The sequence below is a fragment of the Streptomyces sp. LUP47B genome, from assembly GCF_001746295.1.
In the GTDB taxonomy this organism is placed as follows: Bacteria; Actinomycetota; Actinomycetes; order Streptomycetales; family Streptomycetaceae; genus Streptomyces.
Genome location: NZ_MJAH01000002.1, coordinates 445,105 through 460,140, shown reverse-complemented (window position 1 = coordinate 460,140; position 15,036 = coordinate 445,105). Strand labels below are relative to the sequence as shown.

Here is a 15,036-nt window from a genome sequence, read left to right as displayed (position 1 = left end):
GGCCTCGGCGCCGCCGCATGTCCCCCGGGTCTGCGAGCGGCACCCACGTCCCCGAAGAAAAGGTTCTCCGTGTCCGTCTCCCGCATCGCCCGCCGCATCTCCTCCCCCAAGAAGGCCATCACCACCGTCGCGATGGCCGCCGCCACCGCCGGCCTGGTCCTGACCGCGGCACCGGCGCATGCGGCCACCACGAACTCGTCCGCCCAGGCCAGGGCCATCGCGCACAAGATGATCCCGAACGCCGCGCAGTACGCCGCGTTCAGCAAGATCGTCGAGCACGAGAGCGGCTGGGACGTCGACGCCATGAACTCCTCCTCCGGCGCCTACGGCCTGGTCCAGGCCCTGCCCGGCTCGAAGATGGCCGCCGCCGGCTCGGACTGGAAGACCAACGCCAAGACCCAGATCAAGTGGGGCCTTGACTACATGAACTCCCGCTACGGCAGCCCGACCGCCGCCTGGTCCTTCTGGCAGTCCAACGGCTGGTACTGAGCCACCGCGCATCACCCCCGGACGCCGTCGAAGAACCGCACCACCTGCGGTGCCGACACGGCGAGGGAGCCGAAGTGATCCACGGCTCCCTGATCGACCACCCGCACCCTCGCTCCCTGACCTGCGAGGGTGCGGGCGCATGTCCGGGTGTTGCCGATGGGCACGTCGGTGTCGCCGGCACCGGCGTACAGCCGCACCGGCACCTGCGGCTTCCAGTCGCAGGTGTGGTCGGCGGCGCGCATCGCGTCCAGCACGGCGCCGGACGGATGCCGCAGACGCTCGTAGAAGGCGGGCGTGAGCAGCTGCTTCACCGAGGGCGCGAGTGCCCTGACGACGTCCTCCTCCTCGTGGCGGCCGTCGAAGAGGCCCTCGACCCGGTTCGCGTACGGCGCGCGGAAGACCTCGGACGGGTCCTGGTAGAGGGGGTGCAGACGGTTCTGCGCGACCAGCCAGTAGGAGAGGTAGAGGACCCCGCTGATGTCGTTTACCCGGCCGTCGAACAGCGCGGGCATCTCCTGGCCCTCGCCATCGTACGGGCCGCTGACCGGCGCCAGCGCCTTCAGCCGGAAGTGCCGGTCGGCGCCCCCGTCCAGCGCGTCGCCGAGCGCCATCGCGACCTGGCCGCCCTGTGAGAAGCCCGTCACGTACACGTCCCCGGTGAGTGGACGCGCGAGCCGGTCCGCGGCCGTCCGGGCGGCGCGCAGCATGTCGAGGGAGGCGGTCAGCGACGAGGCGGTGTCCATGTACGGATGCCGGCCCGGTCCGCTGCCGAGGCCGAGGTAGTCGGGCGCGGCCACGGCACGGCCCGCGCTCGCGTTCAGATACGACGGCACCCGCCCGAAGTCCTCGCTCGCCGAGGGCGCGTAGTCGCGGTGGACCATCGTGCCGTGGGTGTCGGAGACCAGGTCGAGGCGGTGGCCACCGCCCTTGGGCAGCGTCAGCAGCCCGGTCGCGGTGGTGGGTGCGCCCTGCGGGTCGACGGTCCGGTACGTCAGCCGGTAGGCCCGTACGCCGTACCGCACGGAGCCGGTGGCCACGTCCCGCCCGTCCAGGAACGCCCGGACGGCCCCCGCGTCCCGGTCGGCGACCGGGGTGACGGAGATCAGCTCCCCGCGCCCCGTCCGGTGCGCCTGCTCACCGGTGGCAGCCGCGACCGGGGCCGCGGCGAGCGTGGCGAGCAACAGGGCCGCCGCCGCGGCGAGCCTCCGCCGGGTGCGCCAACTCGCCCGTGTCTCATGGGATGTGCGCGTCTCATCACTCATGTGCTCGACGCTAGGGACGCACAGGTCGCGCCGACATCCGAGAGTCCCCCGCATCCGTGGTGGACTTGAGTGCACCCTGCCCGTCGGCCGCCCGGAGACTCGATGAGCGAACAGAGCAGCACCGACCAGAGGACGGCCGGCGATCCCGAGGCGCGCGGACTGCGCCTGGTGGCCGTGCTGTTGGGGCTGACGGTGGTCAGCGGACTGATCGACGCGGTCAGCTATCTGGGCCTGGAGCACGTCTTCACCGCGAACATGACCGGCAACGTGGTCGTGCTCGGGTTCGCCGCGGCCGGGGCACCCGGCTTCTCGGTGCCGCACACGCTGACCTCGCTGGGGTCCTTCGTCGTGGGCGCGGCGGCGGGCGGCCGGGTCGCCGTACGGCTCGGCGGTGGTTCCCGGCGCACCTGGGCCCGGCTCACGCTCGCCGCCGAGGCGGTGCTGCTGGGGATCTCGGCGGTGGCCGCCTTCGCCGCGCCAGGCGCCACGGCCACCGCCTACACCCTCATCGCCGTCACGGCCTTCGCCATGGGCCTGCGCAACGCCACGGTCCGCAAGCTCGGCGTCCCTGACCTGACGACGACCGTGCTGACCATGACGCTGACCGGCCTCGCCGCCGACTCCCGGGCCGGCGGCGGCCCCGGCACCCGCTCCCCCCGCCGTACGGCGTCCGTGATCGCGATGGTCGCCGGGGCCACGCTGGGCGCCTGGCTGGTGCTCCATCACGGCCTCGGGATTCCGCTGGCGATCGCGGCGGGGCTGGTGGCGGTGCTGGCGGTGGTCGCCTCGGGGCGCGAGTGATCCCCTTTTTGAAGAGCCGCCCGAAGCGCTACTTGGCCAGGAAGGACAGCAGCGCCGCGTTGACCTCCTCCGCGTACGTCCACAGCAGACCGTGCGGCGCGCCCTCGATCTCGACGTACTCGGCGGAGGGCAGCAGCGCGTGGAAGGGCCGCCCGGTCGAGTCGATCGGCAGGATGCGGTCACCCGTGCCGTGCACGATCAGCGACGGCACGTCTATCTTCGCCACGTCGGCCCGGAAGTCGGTGATCCAGGTCGGTACGCAGGCCACCGAGGCGTGCGCCGAGGCACCCGCGGCCACGTTCCAGCTGTTGCGCACGGCCGCCTCGCTGATCCGGCTGCCCAGCGTCTCGTCCAGGTTGTAGAAGTCCTGGTAGAACGCGTCGAAGTAGGCGTACCGGTCCTTGGTGACCGCGTCCAGGATCCCGTCGAACACCGCCTGGTCCACGCCGGTCGGGTTGTCGTCGGTCTTCAGCAGGAAGGGCTCGAGCGAGGCCAGGAAGACGGCCTTGGCGACCCGCCCCGAGCCGTACGTGCCCAGGTAGCGGCCCACTTCACCGGTGCCCATCGAGAAGCCGACGAGGACCGCGTCGGTCAGGTCCAGACTGGTGAGCACCTTGTCGAGGTCGGCGGCGAAGGTGTCGTAGTCGTAGCCCGTGGTCGGCTGCGAGGAACGGCCGAAGCCGCGGCGGTCGTAGGTGATGACGCGGTGGCCGGCCTCCAGCAGGACCGGGACCTGCTTCTCCCAGGAGTGGCCGTCGAGCGGGTAGCCGTGGATCAGGACGACGGGCTGTCCGGTGCCGTGGTCCTCGTAGTAGAGCTCGATCGGCGCGCTGTTCTCTTCGCCAACTGCGATGTACGGCATGTCGGTTCGTCCTCTCGTAGCGGAGCTCCCAGCTCACCAGGAGTGACCGCGCGGCACCAGGCAGAAGGACAGGCGAAACTAAGTGGGGGGCGCTTGTTCTAATTGTCGTGATGACCAGACACCCTTCTGAAGTCCCGCAGACCGAGGCGCCCCGCGGCGGCACAGCCTTCGGCGTGATGCTGCGTTCCCTGCGCCGGACCGCCCGGCTCACCCTGGAGGACCTGGCCGGGGCGTCCGGGGTCAGCGTCCGCGCGCTCGGTGACCTGGAGCGCGGCCGCAGCCGGGGACCGCAGCGCCGTACCGTCGACGCTCTCGCCGCCGCCCTCCGGCTCGACGCCGAACAGCGCGAGCGCCTCCAGCGGCTCGCCGACGCCGGCCGGGAACGCGGGGGCCCGCCGAACCCGCCGTATCTCCTGCGCACCGTCCCGGACTTCACCGGCCGGGAACACGAGCTGGCGGAACTGCAGGCCCTCGCCACCGGCACCCGCACGCGTGCAGCGGTGCTCTTCGGGCCGGGCGGACAGGGCAAGACGACGCTCGCGGCGGAAGCGGTACGACGCCTGTCCGGCTCCTTCCCGGACGGCAGCGTCTGCGTCCAGCTGCACGGCATGAGCGACTCCCCGCTGCCGGCCGCCGAGGCGCTGGTCCTCCTGCTCGTGGCGCTCGGCCACCCGCCCGACCGGATCCCGGTCGACCCGGTGGCCCGGGAGGCCGTCTACCGGGCCATGCTCGCCACCCGGCGGACGCTGGTCGTCCTCGACGACGCGGCCGACGAGATCCACACAAGACCGCTGCTGCCGGACGCCGAGGGCAGTTTCGTGCTGGTCACCAGCAGACGGCCGCTGGCCGGTCTGGAAGGCGTACGGCGGATCAGGCTCGGCGGGCTCAGCGGCGGGGAGTCGGCGACCCTCCTGAAGCGGATCCTCGGCGCCCCGCGCACCGACGGACAGTCCGAGGCGATCACCCGCCTGACAGAACTGTGCGGACACCTCCCGCTGGCCCTGCGCATCGTCGGCAACCGCCTCTCCAGCCGCCCGAGCTGGACCCCGGCCCGCCTGGTGAGCCAACTCGCGGACGAAGAAAGCCGGTTGAGCGGACTGATCGCGGGCGACCTCGCCGTACGCGGCGCGCTCGCCCTCTCCTACGATCAACTCACGCCGCCGCACCGGCTGTTGCTGCGCCGCCTCGCCCTGCTCCCCGGCCATGACACCGGCCCCGACCTCGCCGCGGTCCTGACCGGCGAGGACCCGTTCACCACCGGGGACTCTCTCGACCTCCTGGTCGACCGGGGCCTGCTGGAGGAGACGGCACCCGGCCGGTACGCCCTCCACGATCTGGTACGGCTCTTCGCGCGCGAACGACTCGACGGCGAGGAGCCCGAGTCGGTGGCGCGGGAGGTCCAACTGCGCATGGCGGACTGGTTGTTGCGGTCGGCCTCGGCGGCGGGCCGGATGTTCGAGGCACCGGGCGCGCCGGAGCCGTGGCCGGGGGCGACCGCCGCCTTTGCCCCCGAGTCCGCGGCGGAGGCGGAGGAGTGGCTGACCACCGAACGCTCCAACTGGGCGGGCGCCCTGCCCCTGATGTACGCGGCGGGCCGGCACGCGGAGGTCCTCCACACCTCGCGCACCCTGTACTGGTTCTCCGACCGCTGGAGCCAGTGGCCCGAGTGGCGGACCCTCTTCTCTTACGGCGCCCGGTCCGCGGCCGCCGTCGGGGACCGGGCGGCCGAGGCCCACCAGCTGAACTGTCTGGCCTGGGCCCACGGGGTCGGCGCGTACCAGTACGAACAGGCGGAACAACTCGCCCGCAGAGCCCTGGAGTTGGCGATCGAGGTCGGCGACGAGGGCCAGCAGGCCTGGGCGTGGTCCTACATCAGCGGTGCCTGTCTGGGCCTGCGGCCCGCGGAGGCCGCGGAGGCCGCCGCGAAGGCCACCCGGCTCTTCGAGGCCGTCGGCGACGCCGCCGGGAAGGCGGTCTCCCAGCGGGTCCTCGGCAAGGCGCTGCGCCAATCCGGCCGAGCCGAGGAGGCGCTGACCCTCCACCGAACCCTGCTCGACACCTCCGCCGGGGATGTTCCCGGCCTGAACGAGTACATCCAGGCCCTGCTCCGCCACGAGATCGCGAACGACCTGCTGGCCCTCGAACGATGGCCCGAGGCGGCGGCGGCCTACCGCACCGTCACCGCCCCCCTCGCCCACGGCAACCTCGACCGCTTCCACGCCCAGTCCCTCACCGGCCTGGCGACGGCCCTACGCCACTGCGGCGAACTCCGCGAGGCCCGCGAACACCTCACGCGGGCGTACGAACTGTTCACGGCGGTCGGCGACACGGAGTCTGCGGCGGAGACGGCGGGGGCGATCGAGGCCGTCGGGTAAACCGGTTGGTGTCTGACGCCTGTCGTCCCGTCCGCCAGCTCGCGCAGGATGTCGAGGTGACCGTTGTGCCGGGCCGTTTCTTCGACCGGGTGCAGCATCACCCAGCGAAGGGTGACGTGTGTGCCGGAGCCGTTGGGCTGCTTGGCCGTCGAGTCCAGGTCGAGGGCGTTCAGAAGAGTCTCGTAACGGGCGCTCTGCTGCTCATATGGAGCAATCAGTTGGGCCAACGGCGTCTCCATGGCGATGCGCGTGTCCCGGTCAGGGTCCTCCTCCGTCCAGGGCGCCTCATCCGCCTCGCCGAGGAACATCACTTGGATCCGCACGGGGCGCGACCCACGCAAGGGACTGGGGTCCCACGATGCCAAGGCATGGGTACTGAGCAAACCACGGGTGCGCTGGCACCACTTGCCGTGACAGCAGCGCACCCGATGGGTGGCCTGAGGGGGGTGTTCGCCCGTCGGGTCAGCCGAACAGCTGGCCCAACCAACACACCTACCTCGGCGTCGGCATCGACGACACCAATACGGGCCTGACCCACATGGGGGCCCGCGAGTACGACCAGAACACGGGCCGCTTCGTCTCGGCCGACCCGGTGTTCGACATCGCGGATCCGCTGCAGATGAACGGGTACGCCTAAGCGAACAACAGCCCCATCACCACGAGCGACCCCACCGGGCTGTGCCCGAAGGACATCTGCCAGGGGTACGGACAGAACACGGCCGAGACACCGTTCAACACGCCGGGTGATGACGGCTCGGACGACACCACGGGCAAAGGCAAGCAAGGGACGACGATCGTCCGCAACAACGGGCAGACCAACCTCGGCAACTGCCTGGCCTTCCAGGGCTCCGCGCACAACGCGGCAGTGTGCGCGAGTGGCTTCGCTGCTGCTACCTGGGCCAAGCAGCACAATATCGACGCGTACGTCACCGTCGACATCGGTACCGGCGGTCACGAGGCCAATGCTGTTCCGGGAGCCAGTGACGGTAAGAACAACAAGAACAAGGGGTATGCCGACGTGGTCCTCTGGACCAAGGACACGGTCTACATCTGGGAGGTCAAGCCGAACGGCGCGGAGAGCGAGTATGGAAGGAAGGAGGGACCGGTGGACCTCACACGATATGTCACCAAACTTCAGGCTCACTTCGACAAGATGGGCGACGATCGCGACGTGGAGCGTGGCCCCTACCTGCCTGCCCAGGTGTTCAACTCGGGTCAAGGCAAGGGGCGAGTGTGATCTGAGGAGCGCTCACCAGGGATGAGGGGTACTACGGGACAGACCGCAGACGCACCAGAACTCCCACGCCGGGTCCCTCGTCTGAACCAAGTCCCGGGACTCCGGTGACAGAACCCACGCGTACACCGACGGCGACCCCCAGCCCGTACCCGGGTCCGCCTGTCAATGGTTATTCGCCACAGAGGGATCCAAAGACTTACGGCGTATCGGCAGCTGTCATCGTCATAGTTTCGGGGTTGGGGAAGATTTTCTCGCAGGGGCCGGCTTGCATCTTTGGTGGTGCGTGTTCCTGAGATCCATAGGAAATGTCTGAAGGGTATCTGAGATGGATGTCTATCTGGAGGCCACATTCGATCTCGATGCGGCCGTCGAGCCGGGTGAATCACTGATTCAATGGTTCAGGGCTGCCCGGTCCCATCTTTTTGTCGACTTGGAGGCGGCAGAGCCGAAAGGCGACTCGAGAGTGGTCTCTCGCGCTCTGGTCACGCAGGACATCGACGGCTCGTCTGAGCTCTTTACCAAGGTCGGCGACAAGTGGGGGCATTTCGAGCAGTGCCTCGCTACGTTTCCCTGGTGGGCCGACGTCGACTACTCGACCGGCAACACTGAATTGGTTGGGGCGCGCACCAACCACGTACTCACCGATGGGTCCCTCTGGCTGGCCTCGGCGCGCGTCGCCCTGAATTCTCTGAACGACGCCAGTGAATGTGCCGGACTGGTGGCGTTCCTGCAGGAAGCACTGCAAGGCAGCAATCCAGCTTTTGCCCGTATCGAACTCAACGACTTCAACGATTCCACCAATCTCGATGCCGGGCTCCGTCGAAAGAGGCGCACGTCTCTGCGAGCTGGCCGTCAGGTCCTTCGAGGCTATGCCTGGGTGATGGTGTGTCCTCAGGAACTGTCGGTGCGCCTCGGTGGGAGCACAGCTTTGGAGGCGTCAGGGGCCTTTCACAAAGTGATTCCGCTACGGTCGGGCGGGGTGCTGCTGCAGGCTTCGGAGACATTGGCCGGATACACGGAGCAGGTGATGGAACGGGTGTTCCTGGCGCTCGCCCCGGTGCTGCCGGAGGGCGAACCCCTCCCGGATCCGGCCCACCCCAACCTCCGCTTCGTGCTACGAGATGCTGGTCAGGTGCGCTGAATCCCGGTCCCAGACAGAGAAAGAAATCGGGCTTGCTGCAGGCGGAGGAGCAGGGAGGCCAAGTTTCTTCTCTTGCGTCTACGCAAAGGGATGAATCGGATCATGCCCTTCCCACTCTGAGACGGGTAGTTCAGCTGTGATGCCGAACCTGTTGTCGTATGCGTCGAGGAGGCCCGCTTCATGGGCCTGCTGCCATTCGTCGAGGGAGGCAGCTGCGATCGGCGTCAGTTCAGGGCCCTGGAGCTCGATCTGCCGGGTCACCCAGCCTTCGGCGTTCACCTCGAAGTAGAACCAGACGTCTTCCTCTTCCCAGTAGCAGCGCATCCACGTAGTCACGAGTCCATGATGAGGTCTCAGGTGCGGCACTCCTTCGCCGGTCCCACGCACTGTTCTGACCTTGCGCCCGGCCCGTGCTTCACCAGGTTCAGTTCTTCGGCATTGAGTCGCCCGACGGCTTTCACTCTGAGAGTGCTGGGCTCTGCGCGGGGGTGGTCAGCAGTGCGATCACGGCGCAGAGCATCAGGAGGGCGCGTCTGAGACGCGTACGTCTTCACCACCTGTGCCCGTGGCGTCCAGAAGGTCTAACACTTACGCGCACATGACCAATTGGTCAGCTTTCAACACACTCGAACCAGACCCTCTTTCCGCCACCCGATCTCGGCCCCACACCCCACTTGTCCACGACGGCGTCCAGCAGCACCAGTCCACGACCATGTTCGGCCTCCGCGTCCAACTCGGCCGGAGAAAGCGGGAGTTCGGGCACCCCGTCCGCGACCTCCACCCGAACACCGGTCTCCAGTCGCAGCACCAGCACCACACACCGACGGTCCGGCACATGGCGTACGACATTGGCGACCAGCTCCGTCACGCCGAGCTCGACGGCGTCGCACAGCGGGGACAGCCCCCACTCGTCCAGCAGCGAGCGGACGATCCGGCGGATGTGGCGGGCGGAGTGTTCGCCCGCGGTGAGGGACAGGCGCCACTGGGGAATGTAGGAGTTCACGGGACGAGCGTGACCTCGCATGACTACGCTGGGCTATCGAACGGACACAACTGGTTGAGCCGTGGACCCAGTTACCCGAGAGGGGACCCCGCGTGACCGGCATTCACTCCCTCGACCCCGGCGCCTCGCCCGGCGACTACTACGGTTTCGAGCTGCGCCGCCTCCGAGAAGCCGCCCACCTGACCCAGCGTCAACTCGGCGACATCCTCAGCTACACCGGCTCACTGGTCGGGCAGATCGAGACGGCGAGGAAGGTCCCGACACCGGAGTTCAGCGAACGGGCGGACGCGGCGCTGGGGTCGGACGGGTTGCTGACCCGGCTCGTCGACCTGGTGCTGCGCAGTCAACTGCCCGCCTGGTTCAGGCAGGTTGCGGAACTCCAGGCGCGGGCCACCGAGATCTACTCCTTCGAGACCCACATGATCCACGGCCTACTGCAGACCGAGGCCTACGCCCGTGCCGTACTCGGCGTGCTGGATCAGAGCAACCTCGACGACCGCACCGCCGTACGCCTGGCCCGCCGGAGCATCTTCGAGAAGGAGGAACCACCGGTCTTCTGGGCCGTCATCAGTGAGGCGGCGCTGCATCAGGAGATCGGCGGCCCGGAAACCATGAAGGGCCAACTGGCTCATCTGTTGGCCTTCGAGGACAGCCCCCGGATCAACATCCAGGTCCTGCCCTTCTCGGCCGGAGCGCACACAGGACTACAAGGCTCGTTCGACCTCTACCGTTTCCTGACCGACCCGAGCATCGTCTACACCGAGGGGTACGGCAGCGGGCATCCGACCGCGAACCCGGACACCGTCAGGGACTGCTCGCTCCGTTACGATCATCTTCAGGCCGCCGCGCTCTCCCTCAGGGAATCTGCGGGGCTGATCCGGCGAGTGATGGAGGAGCGCTATGGAGACCACCTGGCGTAAGTCGTCGTACAGCGGCGACCAGGGCGGCAACTGCGTAGAGATCGCCGAGACTCCTGCCACCGTGGCCGTCCGCGACTCCAAGACCCCGGCGGGACCGATGCTCACGATCGACCCCGCCGCCTTCGCCACCTTCGTCAACTGGACGTCTACAAACGCTGAATGATCGTGCCGGTGGCCAAGCCGCCCCCCGCACACATCGTGATCAGCGCGAACTCCTTGTCCACGCGCTCCAGTTCGTGAAGCGCCGTCGTGATGAGCCGGGCGCCGGTGGATCCCACCGGGTGCCCGAGCGCGATCGCGCCGCCGTTGACGTTGACCTTCTCCAGGTCCTGTTCGAAGACCTGGGCCCAGCTGAGCACCACCGAGGCGAAGGCCTCGTTGATCTCGACGAGGTCGATGTCCTTCAGGGACATGCCCGCCTTGCCGAGCACCGCGCGGGTCGCGTCGATCGGACCGTCGAGGTGGAAGTGCGGGTCGGCCCCGACCAGCGCCTGTGCCACGATCCGGGCCCGCGGCTTCAGCTTCAGCGCCCGCGCCATCCGCTTCGACGCCCACATGATCGCCGCGGCGCCGTCGCTGATCTGGGAGGAGTTGCCCGCCGTGTGGATCGCGGTCGGCATGACCGGCTTGAGGCCCGCCAGTGCCTCCATGGACGTGTCGCGCAGGCCCTCGTCCCGGTCGACCAGACGCCACATGCCCTGCCCGGCACGCTGTTCGTCCTCGGTGGTCGGCACCTGCACCGCGAACGTCTCCCGCTTGAAGCGCTCCTCGGACCAGGCGACGGCCGCCCGCTCCTGTGAGATCAGACCGAGCGAGTCGACGTTCTCGCGGGTCAGCCCCCGGTGGCGGGCGATGCGTTCGGCCGCCTCGAACTGGTTCGGCAGGTCGACGTTCCACTCGTCCGGGAACGGCTTCCCGGGCCCGTGCTTCGACCCCGACCCCAGCGGCACCCGGGACATCGCCTCGACACCGCAGCTGATGCCGACGTCGATGACCCCGGCCGCGACCATGTTGGCGACCATGTGGGAGGCCTGCTGGGACGAGCCGCACTGGCAGTCGACCGTCGTCGCCGCCGTCTCGTACGGCAGCCCGACGGTCAGCCAGGCGGTGCGCGCGGGGTTCATGGACTGTTCGCCGGCGTGGGTGACCGTGCCGCCGACGATCTGTTCCACCGCGTCGGCGGGGATGCCGGTGCGGCCGAGGAGTTCACGGTAGGTCTCGCCCAGCAGATAGGCGGGATGCAGATTGGCGAGCGCGCCGCCGCGCCTGCCGATGGGAGTGCGGACGGCTTCGACGATCACGGGTTCGGCGGCCATGGGTGCGGGTCCTCTCCTCCGAACGGATCCATGGAAGTTCCGTAGAACACAGACAGAACCACGCAGAACTAGTACGTGTTCTACTTCGCGCTGCCTTGCAGTCTGCGGACGAGCCGCCCGCCACCGCAAGGGTCGTGCACACAATTGAGGGCTCCGTGCCCCTTGCCACTTGTAGAACCCGTTATTACCTTCACGGCAGCTCTGTTCCTGATGGGCCGTCAGAAAGCTGTCGAACGGCTGGAGTGAGTTGCCGATGTCGTGTCCAGCGCTTCCCGACGGGTTCGACTTCACCGACCCCGACCTGCTGCAAAGTCGCGTACCGCTGCCGGAGTTCGCCGAACTGCGCCGGGCCGAACCGGTGCGCTGGATCCCCCAGCCGGGGAACGTCGCCGGCTTCCAGGACGAGGGGTACTGGGCGGTCACCCGGCACGCGGACGTCAAGTACGTCTCCACCCACCCGGAGATCTTCTCGTCGTACCTCAACACGGCGATCATCCGCTTCAACGAACGCATCGATCGCGACGCCATCGACGCGCAACGGCTGATCCTGCTCAACATGGACCCGCCCGAGCACACCCGCGTCCGCGGAATCGTCCAGCGCGTGTTCACCCCGAGGGCCATCCGCGCCCTGGAGGAACGTCTCCGCAACCGCGCCCTCGCGATCGTCGAGGCCGCGCGCGCCCAGCCCGGCGGCTCCTTCGACTTCGTCACCCAGGTCGCCTGCGAACTGCCCCTCCAGGCCATCGCCGAGCTCATCGGCATCCCGCAGGACGACCGGGCGAAGATCTTCGACTGGTCCAACAAGATGATCTCGTACGACGATCCGGAGTACGCGATCAGCGAGGAGGTCGGCCAGCAGTCGGCCATGGAGGTCATCGCCTACGCGATGAACATGGCGGCCGACCGCAAGCAGTGCCCGGCGAAGGACATCGTCACGACCCTGGTGGCGGCGGAGGACGAAGGCAACCTGGGCTCCGACGAGTTCGGCTTCTTCGTGCTGATGCTGGCGGTCGCGGGAAACGAGACGACCCGCAACGCCATCACCCACGGGATGCACGCCTTCCTCACCCACCCCGACCAGTGGGAGCTCTACAAGGCCGAGCGCCCCTCGACGGCGGCGGAGGAGATCGTCCGCTGGGCCACGCCGGTCAACTCCTTCCAGCGCACGGCCACCCAGGACACGGAGCTGGGCGGCAAGCAGATCAAGAAGGGCGACCGCGTGGGCATCTTTTACGCCGCCGCCAACCACGACCCCGACGTCTTCGAGAACCCGGACGTCTTCGACATCACCCGCGACCCCAATCCGCACCTAGGCTTCGGCGGCGGAGGCCCGCACTACTGCCTCGGCAAGTCCCTGGCGGTGCTGGAGATCGACCTGATCTTCAACGCGATCGCCGACGCCATGCCGAACCTCCGCGCGGCCGGCGACCCCCGCCGTCTGCGCTCGGCGTGGATCAACGGAGTCAAGGAACTTCAGGTCACCCTGGGTTGACCCTTGTCCCGGCGCCCCGGGCCGACGGCTCCACGAGGCCGTCGGCCCGTTCTTCGGCATGCCGCGCCGCCACCGCGAGCACCCGGGCCCGCGGCCCCTGGAACACATACGACAACCCGAACCCGCCGGCGACCACAACCGCACCCCCGACCGCGTCCAGCACCCAGTGGTTACCGGTGGCCACGATCGCCGAGACGGTGAACAGCGGGTGGAGCAGCCCGAGTCCCTTCATCCACCACCGGGGCGCGATGATCGCGATGACGACCCCGCACCACAGCGACCACCCGAAGTGCAGCGAGGGCATCGCCGCGTACTGGTTGGTCAGGGCGGTGAGCGTGCCGTAGTCCGGCTTGGAGAAGTCCTGCACGCCGTGCACGGTGTCGATGACCCCCAGCCCCGGCATGAGCCGTGGTGGTGCCAGCGGGTAGAGCCAGAATCCGACGAGGGCCAGCAGGGTCGCGAACCCGAGCGAGGCCCGGGCCCACCGGTAGTCCCCCGGCCGCCGCCAGTACAGAACGGCCAGCACGCTCAGCGGCACCACGAAGTGGAAGGACTCGTAGTAGAAGTCGAAGAAGTCCCGCAGCCAGTCGACCTTGACGACCGCGTGGTTGGCCCAGTGCTCGATGTCGAGGTGCAGCCAGCGCTCGATGTCGAGGACCTGCCGGCCGTGCTCCTCGGCGGTGGCCCGCCCCGCGGAGTTGGTTCCGCCGGTGGCCGCGAGTCTGACCTGCTGGTAGGCGGCGTAGGTGACACGAATCAGCAGCAGTTCGAGCAGCAGGTTCGGCCGGGTCAGCACCCGCCGCAGGAACGGCAGCAGCGGCACGTGCCGCAACCGCGCGGGCACCGGTGCGGCGTACGCCGTGGGGATCGGCACCTGGTAGTACGGCGAGGTCCGCGACAGGAAGGGGATCACCGTGGCGGCGGCGAGCGCGGCCAGCAGCACCACGTTGTCCCGCAGGGTGTACAGCGCTGAGATGTGCGGCAGCATCATCGACGCCGGGAGGGTCATCACCACGACGACGGCCACGGGCCACACGTACCGGTCGGAGGCGCGCTTGCCGACCCGCCCGACGACCGCGAGCAGCACCCACAGCAGCTGGTGCTGCCAGGTGGTCGGCGAGACGGCGATCGCCGCGCAGCCGGTGATCGCGACGGCGAGCAGCAGCTGGCCGTCGCGGGCGTAGCGCACGGCCCGCCGCACGCCCAGCGCGGCCACGGCCACGCCGAGGACCAGGAAGAGGGAGACCTCCAGCGGTCCGGTCGCCCCCAGACGCAGCAGCAGGCCGTGCAGGGACTGGTTGGAGAGGTCGTCGGCGGGCCCGCCGAGTCCGGTGCCCGCGATGTGGTGCACCCAGTAGGTGTACGAGTCGTGCGGCAGCGCGGCCCAGGCCAGCGCGGTGCCGGCGGCGAAGGTCGCGGCCGTGGTGAGGGCGGCCCGGCGGCGGCCGGTGAACCAGAGCAGGGGCGCGAAGAGCAGGACGGTGGGCTGGAGGGCGGCGGCGAGACCGATGAGCAGGCCGCTGAGCCGCTCACCCCGTACGACGAAGCAGGCGACCAGGACCAGCAGGACCGGCATGATGCTGGTCTGCCCGAGGTAGAGCGTGTTGCGCACGGGCAGCGACAGCATGAGCAGGCTGATCGCGACCGGCGCGGCGAGCAGGGAGGTGCGGCGGTCGACCGGCTGAGGGAGGGCGCGGGCGGCGACGAGGCCGAGGGCGACGACCAGGAGCAGGGTGCCGAAGGTCCAGCCCCAGCCGAGAGCCTGTTCGGCGGCGCGGGTGAGCGGCTTCAGGACGAGTCCCCCGAACGGGGTACCGGTGAACTGCGTCGAGTCGTACAGCGAACCCTTCACATGCAGGACACCGTCCGGACCGACCCAGGTCTCCAGGTCCGTCAGCCGCTCGCCTCTGGGGGTACTGAGGACGACGGCCACCTGTCTGACGGCGAGAACGGCGGCCACCAGCCACAGGGCCAGCCTGGCCGCGCGCAGCCGCGCCTGGACTTCCGTGGTCCCACTGTGCTCCGCATTCGCCACGCCTCGCGGCCTCTCAATTCCGGTCGTGCCATGCGTCCGAGAGGAAGGACGCAGGCAACCCCCGCTTCACCTGACGTCTCCCTCCATTTGTCCGAATGACGAT

At 69.0% G+C, this 15,036-nt stretch carries 14 protein-coding genes and 2 pseudogenes; 9 read left to right on the top strand and 7 right to left on the bottom strand.

The window, feature by feature from the left end:
• Positions 1–69 precede the first annotated feature (69 nt).
• Positions 70–489, top strand: a complete 420-nt coding sequence (locus BFN33_RS08675) for a transglycosylase SLT domain-containing protein (protein WP_069759316.1) — start codon at positions 70–72, stop codon at positions 487–489.
• Between the two features lie 11 nt (positions 490–500).
• On the opposite strand, the gene BFN33_RS08670 is transcribed toward BFN33_RS08675, so the two are convergent.
• A complete protein-coding gene (locus tag BFN33_RS08670) occupies positions 501–1,751 on the bottom strand; it encodes a hypothetical protein (RefSeq protein WP_069759315.1) in 1,251 nt (416 codons plus the stop codon).
• Between the two features lie 102 nt (positions 1,752–1,853).
• Between BFN33_RS08670 and BFN33_RS08665 the strand changes: the two genes are divergently transcribed.
• Positions 1,854–2,552, top strand: a complete 699-nt coding sequence (locus BFN33_RS08665) for a YoaK family protein (protein WP_069759314.1) — start codon at positions 1,854–1,856, stop codon at positions 2,550–2,552.
• A 28-nt stretch (positions 2,553–2,580) separates the two neighbouring features.
• On the opposite strand, the gene BFN33_RS08660 is transcribed toward BFN33_RS08665, so the two are convergent.
• Positions 2,581–3,414, bottom strand: a complete 834-nt coding sequence (locus BFN33_RS08660) for an alpha/beta fold hydrolase (protein ID WP_069759313.1) — start codon at positions 3,412–3,414, stop codon at positions 2,581–2,583.
• A 110-nt stretch (positions 3,415–3,524) separates the two neighbouring features.
• Between BFN33_RS08660 and BFN33_RS08655 the strand changes: the two genes are divergently transcribed.
• Positions 3,525–5,789, top strand: coding sequence for a helix-turn-helix domain-containing protein (locus BFN33_RS08655; RefSeq protein ID WP_069759312.1), 2,265 nt, complete (start codon positions 3,525–3,527; stop codon positions 5,787–5,789).
• Between the two features lie 38 nt (positions 5,790–5,827).
• On the opposite strand, the pseudogene BFN33_RS49575 reads toward BFN33_RS08655, so the two are convergent.
• Positions 5,828–6,097 (bottom strand): annotated as a pseudogene (locus BFN33_RS49575) (DUF664 domain-containing protein); the annotation flags it as partial.
• A gap of 200 nt (positions 6,098–6,297) precedes the next feature.
• Between BFN33_RS49575 and BFN33_RS54210 the strand changes: the two are divergent.
• The 3 genes from BFN33_RS54210 (at position 6,298) to BFN33_RS08640 (ending at position 8,167) form a co-directional block, all read left to right on the top strand.
• Positions 6,298–6,426 carry an RHS repeat-associated core domain-containing protein gene (locus BFN33_RS54210; RefSeq protein ID WP_370743270.1) on the top strand — a complete coding sequence of 43 codons (129 nt, stop codon included), beginning with the start codon at positions 6,298–6,300 and terminating at the stop codon, positions 6,424–6,426.
• Between the two features lie 228 nt (positions 6,427–6,654).
• Entirely contained in the window at positions 6,655–7,026 is a 372-nt protein-coding gene (locus tag BFN33_RS52610) for a hypothetical protein (protein ID WP_141757953.1), read from the top strand.
• Between the two features lie 325 nt (positions 7,027–7,351).
• Positions 7,352–8,167: a hypothetical protein gene (locus BFN33_RS08640; RefSeq protein ID WP_069759309.1), complete on the top strand. Its 816-nt coding sequence runs from the start codon at positions 7,352–7,354 to the stop codon at positions 8,165–8,167.
• A 96-nt stretch (positions 8,168–8,263) separates the two neighbouring features.
• Here BFN33_RS08640 and BFN33_RS08635 read toward each other — a convergent pair.
• A pseudogene (locus BFN33_RS08635) lies at positions 8,264–8,491 on the bottom strand (hypothetical protein); the annotation flags it as partial.
• A 286-nt stretch (positions 8,492–8,777) separates the two neighbouring features.
• Positions 8,778–9,170: an ATP-binding protein gene (locus BFN33_RS08630; protein ID WP_256122691.1), complete on the bottom strand. Its 393-nt coding sequence runs from the start codon at positions 9,168–9,170 to the stop codon at positions 8,778–8,780.
• Positions 9,171–9,262: 92 nt separating this feature from the next.
• Between BFN33_RS08630 and BFN33_RS08625 the strand changes: the two genes are divergently transcribed.
• Together BFN33_RS08625 and BFN33_RS08620 are read left to right on the top strand one after the other, a co-directional pair.
• Entirely contained in the window at positions 9,263–10,090 is an 828-nt protein-coding gene (locus BFN33_RS08625; RefSeq protein ID WP_069759307.1) for a helix-turn-helix transcriptional regulator, read from the top strand.
• Positions 10,071–10,253, top strand: coding sequence for a DUF397 domain-containing protein (locus BFN33_RS08620; RefSeq protein ID WP_069759306.1), 183 nt, complete (start codon positions 10,071–10,073; stop codon positions 10,251–10,253). The genes BFN33_RS08625 and BFN33_RS08620 overlap by 20 nt, the downstream gene beginning before the upstream one ends.
• Here BFN33_RS08620 and BFN33_RS08615 read toward each other — a convergent pair.
• Positions 10,237–11,406, bottom strand: a complete 1,170-nt coding sequence (locus tag BFN33_RS08615) for a steroid 3-ketoacyl-CoA thiolase (RefSeq protein WP_069759305.1) — start codon at positions 11,404–11,406, stop codon at positions 10,237–10,239. The two genes, BFN33_RS08620 and BFN33_RS08615, sit on opposite strands and share 17 nt — an antisense overlap.
• Positions 11,407–11,659: 253 nt before the next feature.
• On the opposite strand from BFN33_RS08615, the gene BFN33_RS08610 reads away from it, so the two are divergent.
• Positions 11,660–12,898, top strand: a complete 1,239-nt coding sequence (locus BFN33_RS08610; protein WP_069759304.1) for a cytochrome P450 — start codon at positions 11,660–11,662, stop codon at positions 12,896–12,898.
• On the opposite strand, the gene BFN33_RS08605 is transcribed toward BFN33_RS08610, so the two are convergent.
• A complete protein-coding gene (locus BFN33_RS08605) occupies positions 12,885–14,933 on the bottom strand; it encodes a bifunctional glycosyltransferase 87/phosphatase PAP2 family protein (protein ID WP_069759303.1) in 2,049 nt (682 codons plus the stop codon). The two genes, BFN33_RS08610 and BFN33_RS08605, sit on opposite strands and share 14 nt — an antisense overlap.
• Positions 14,934–15,036 lie beyond the last annotated feature (103 nt).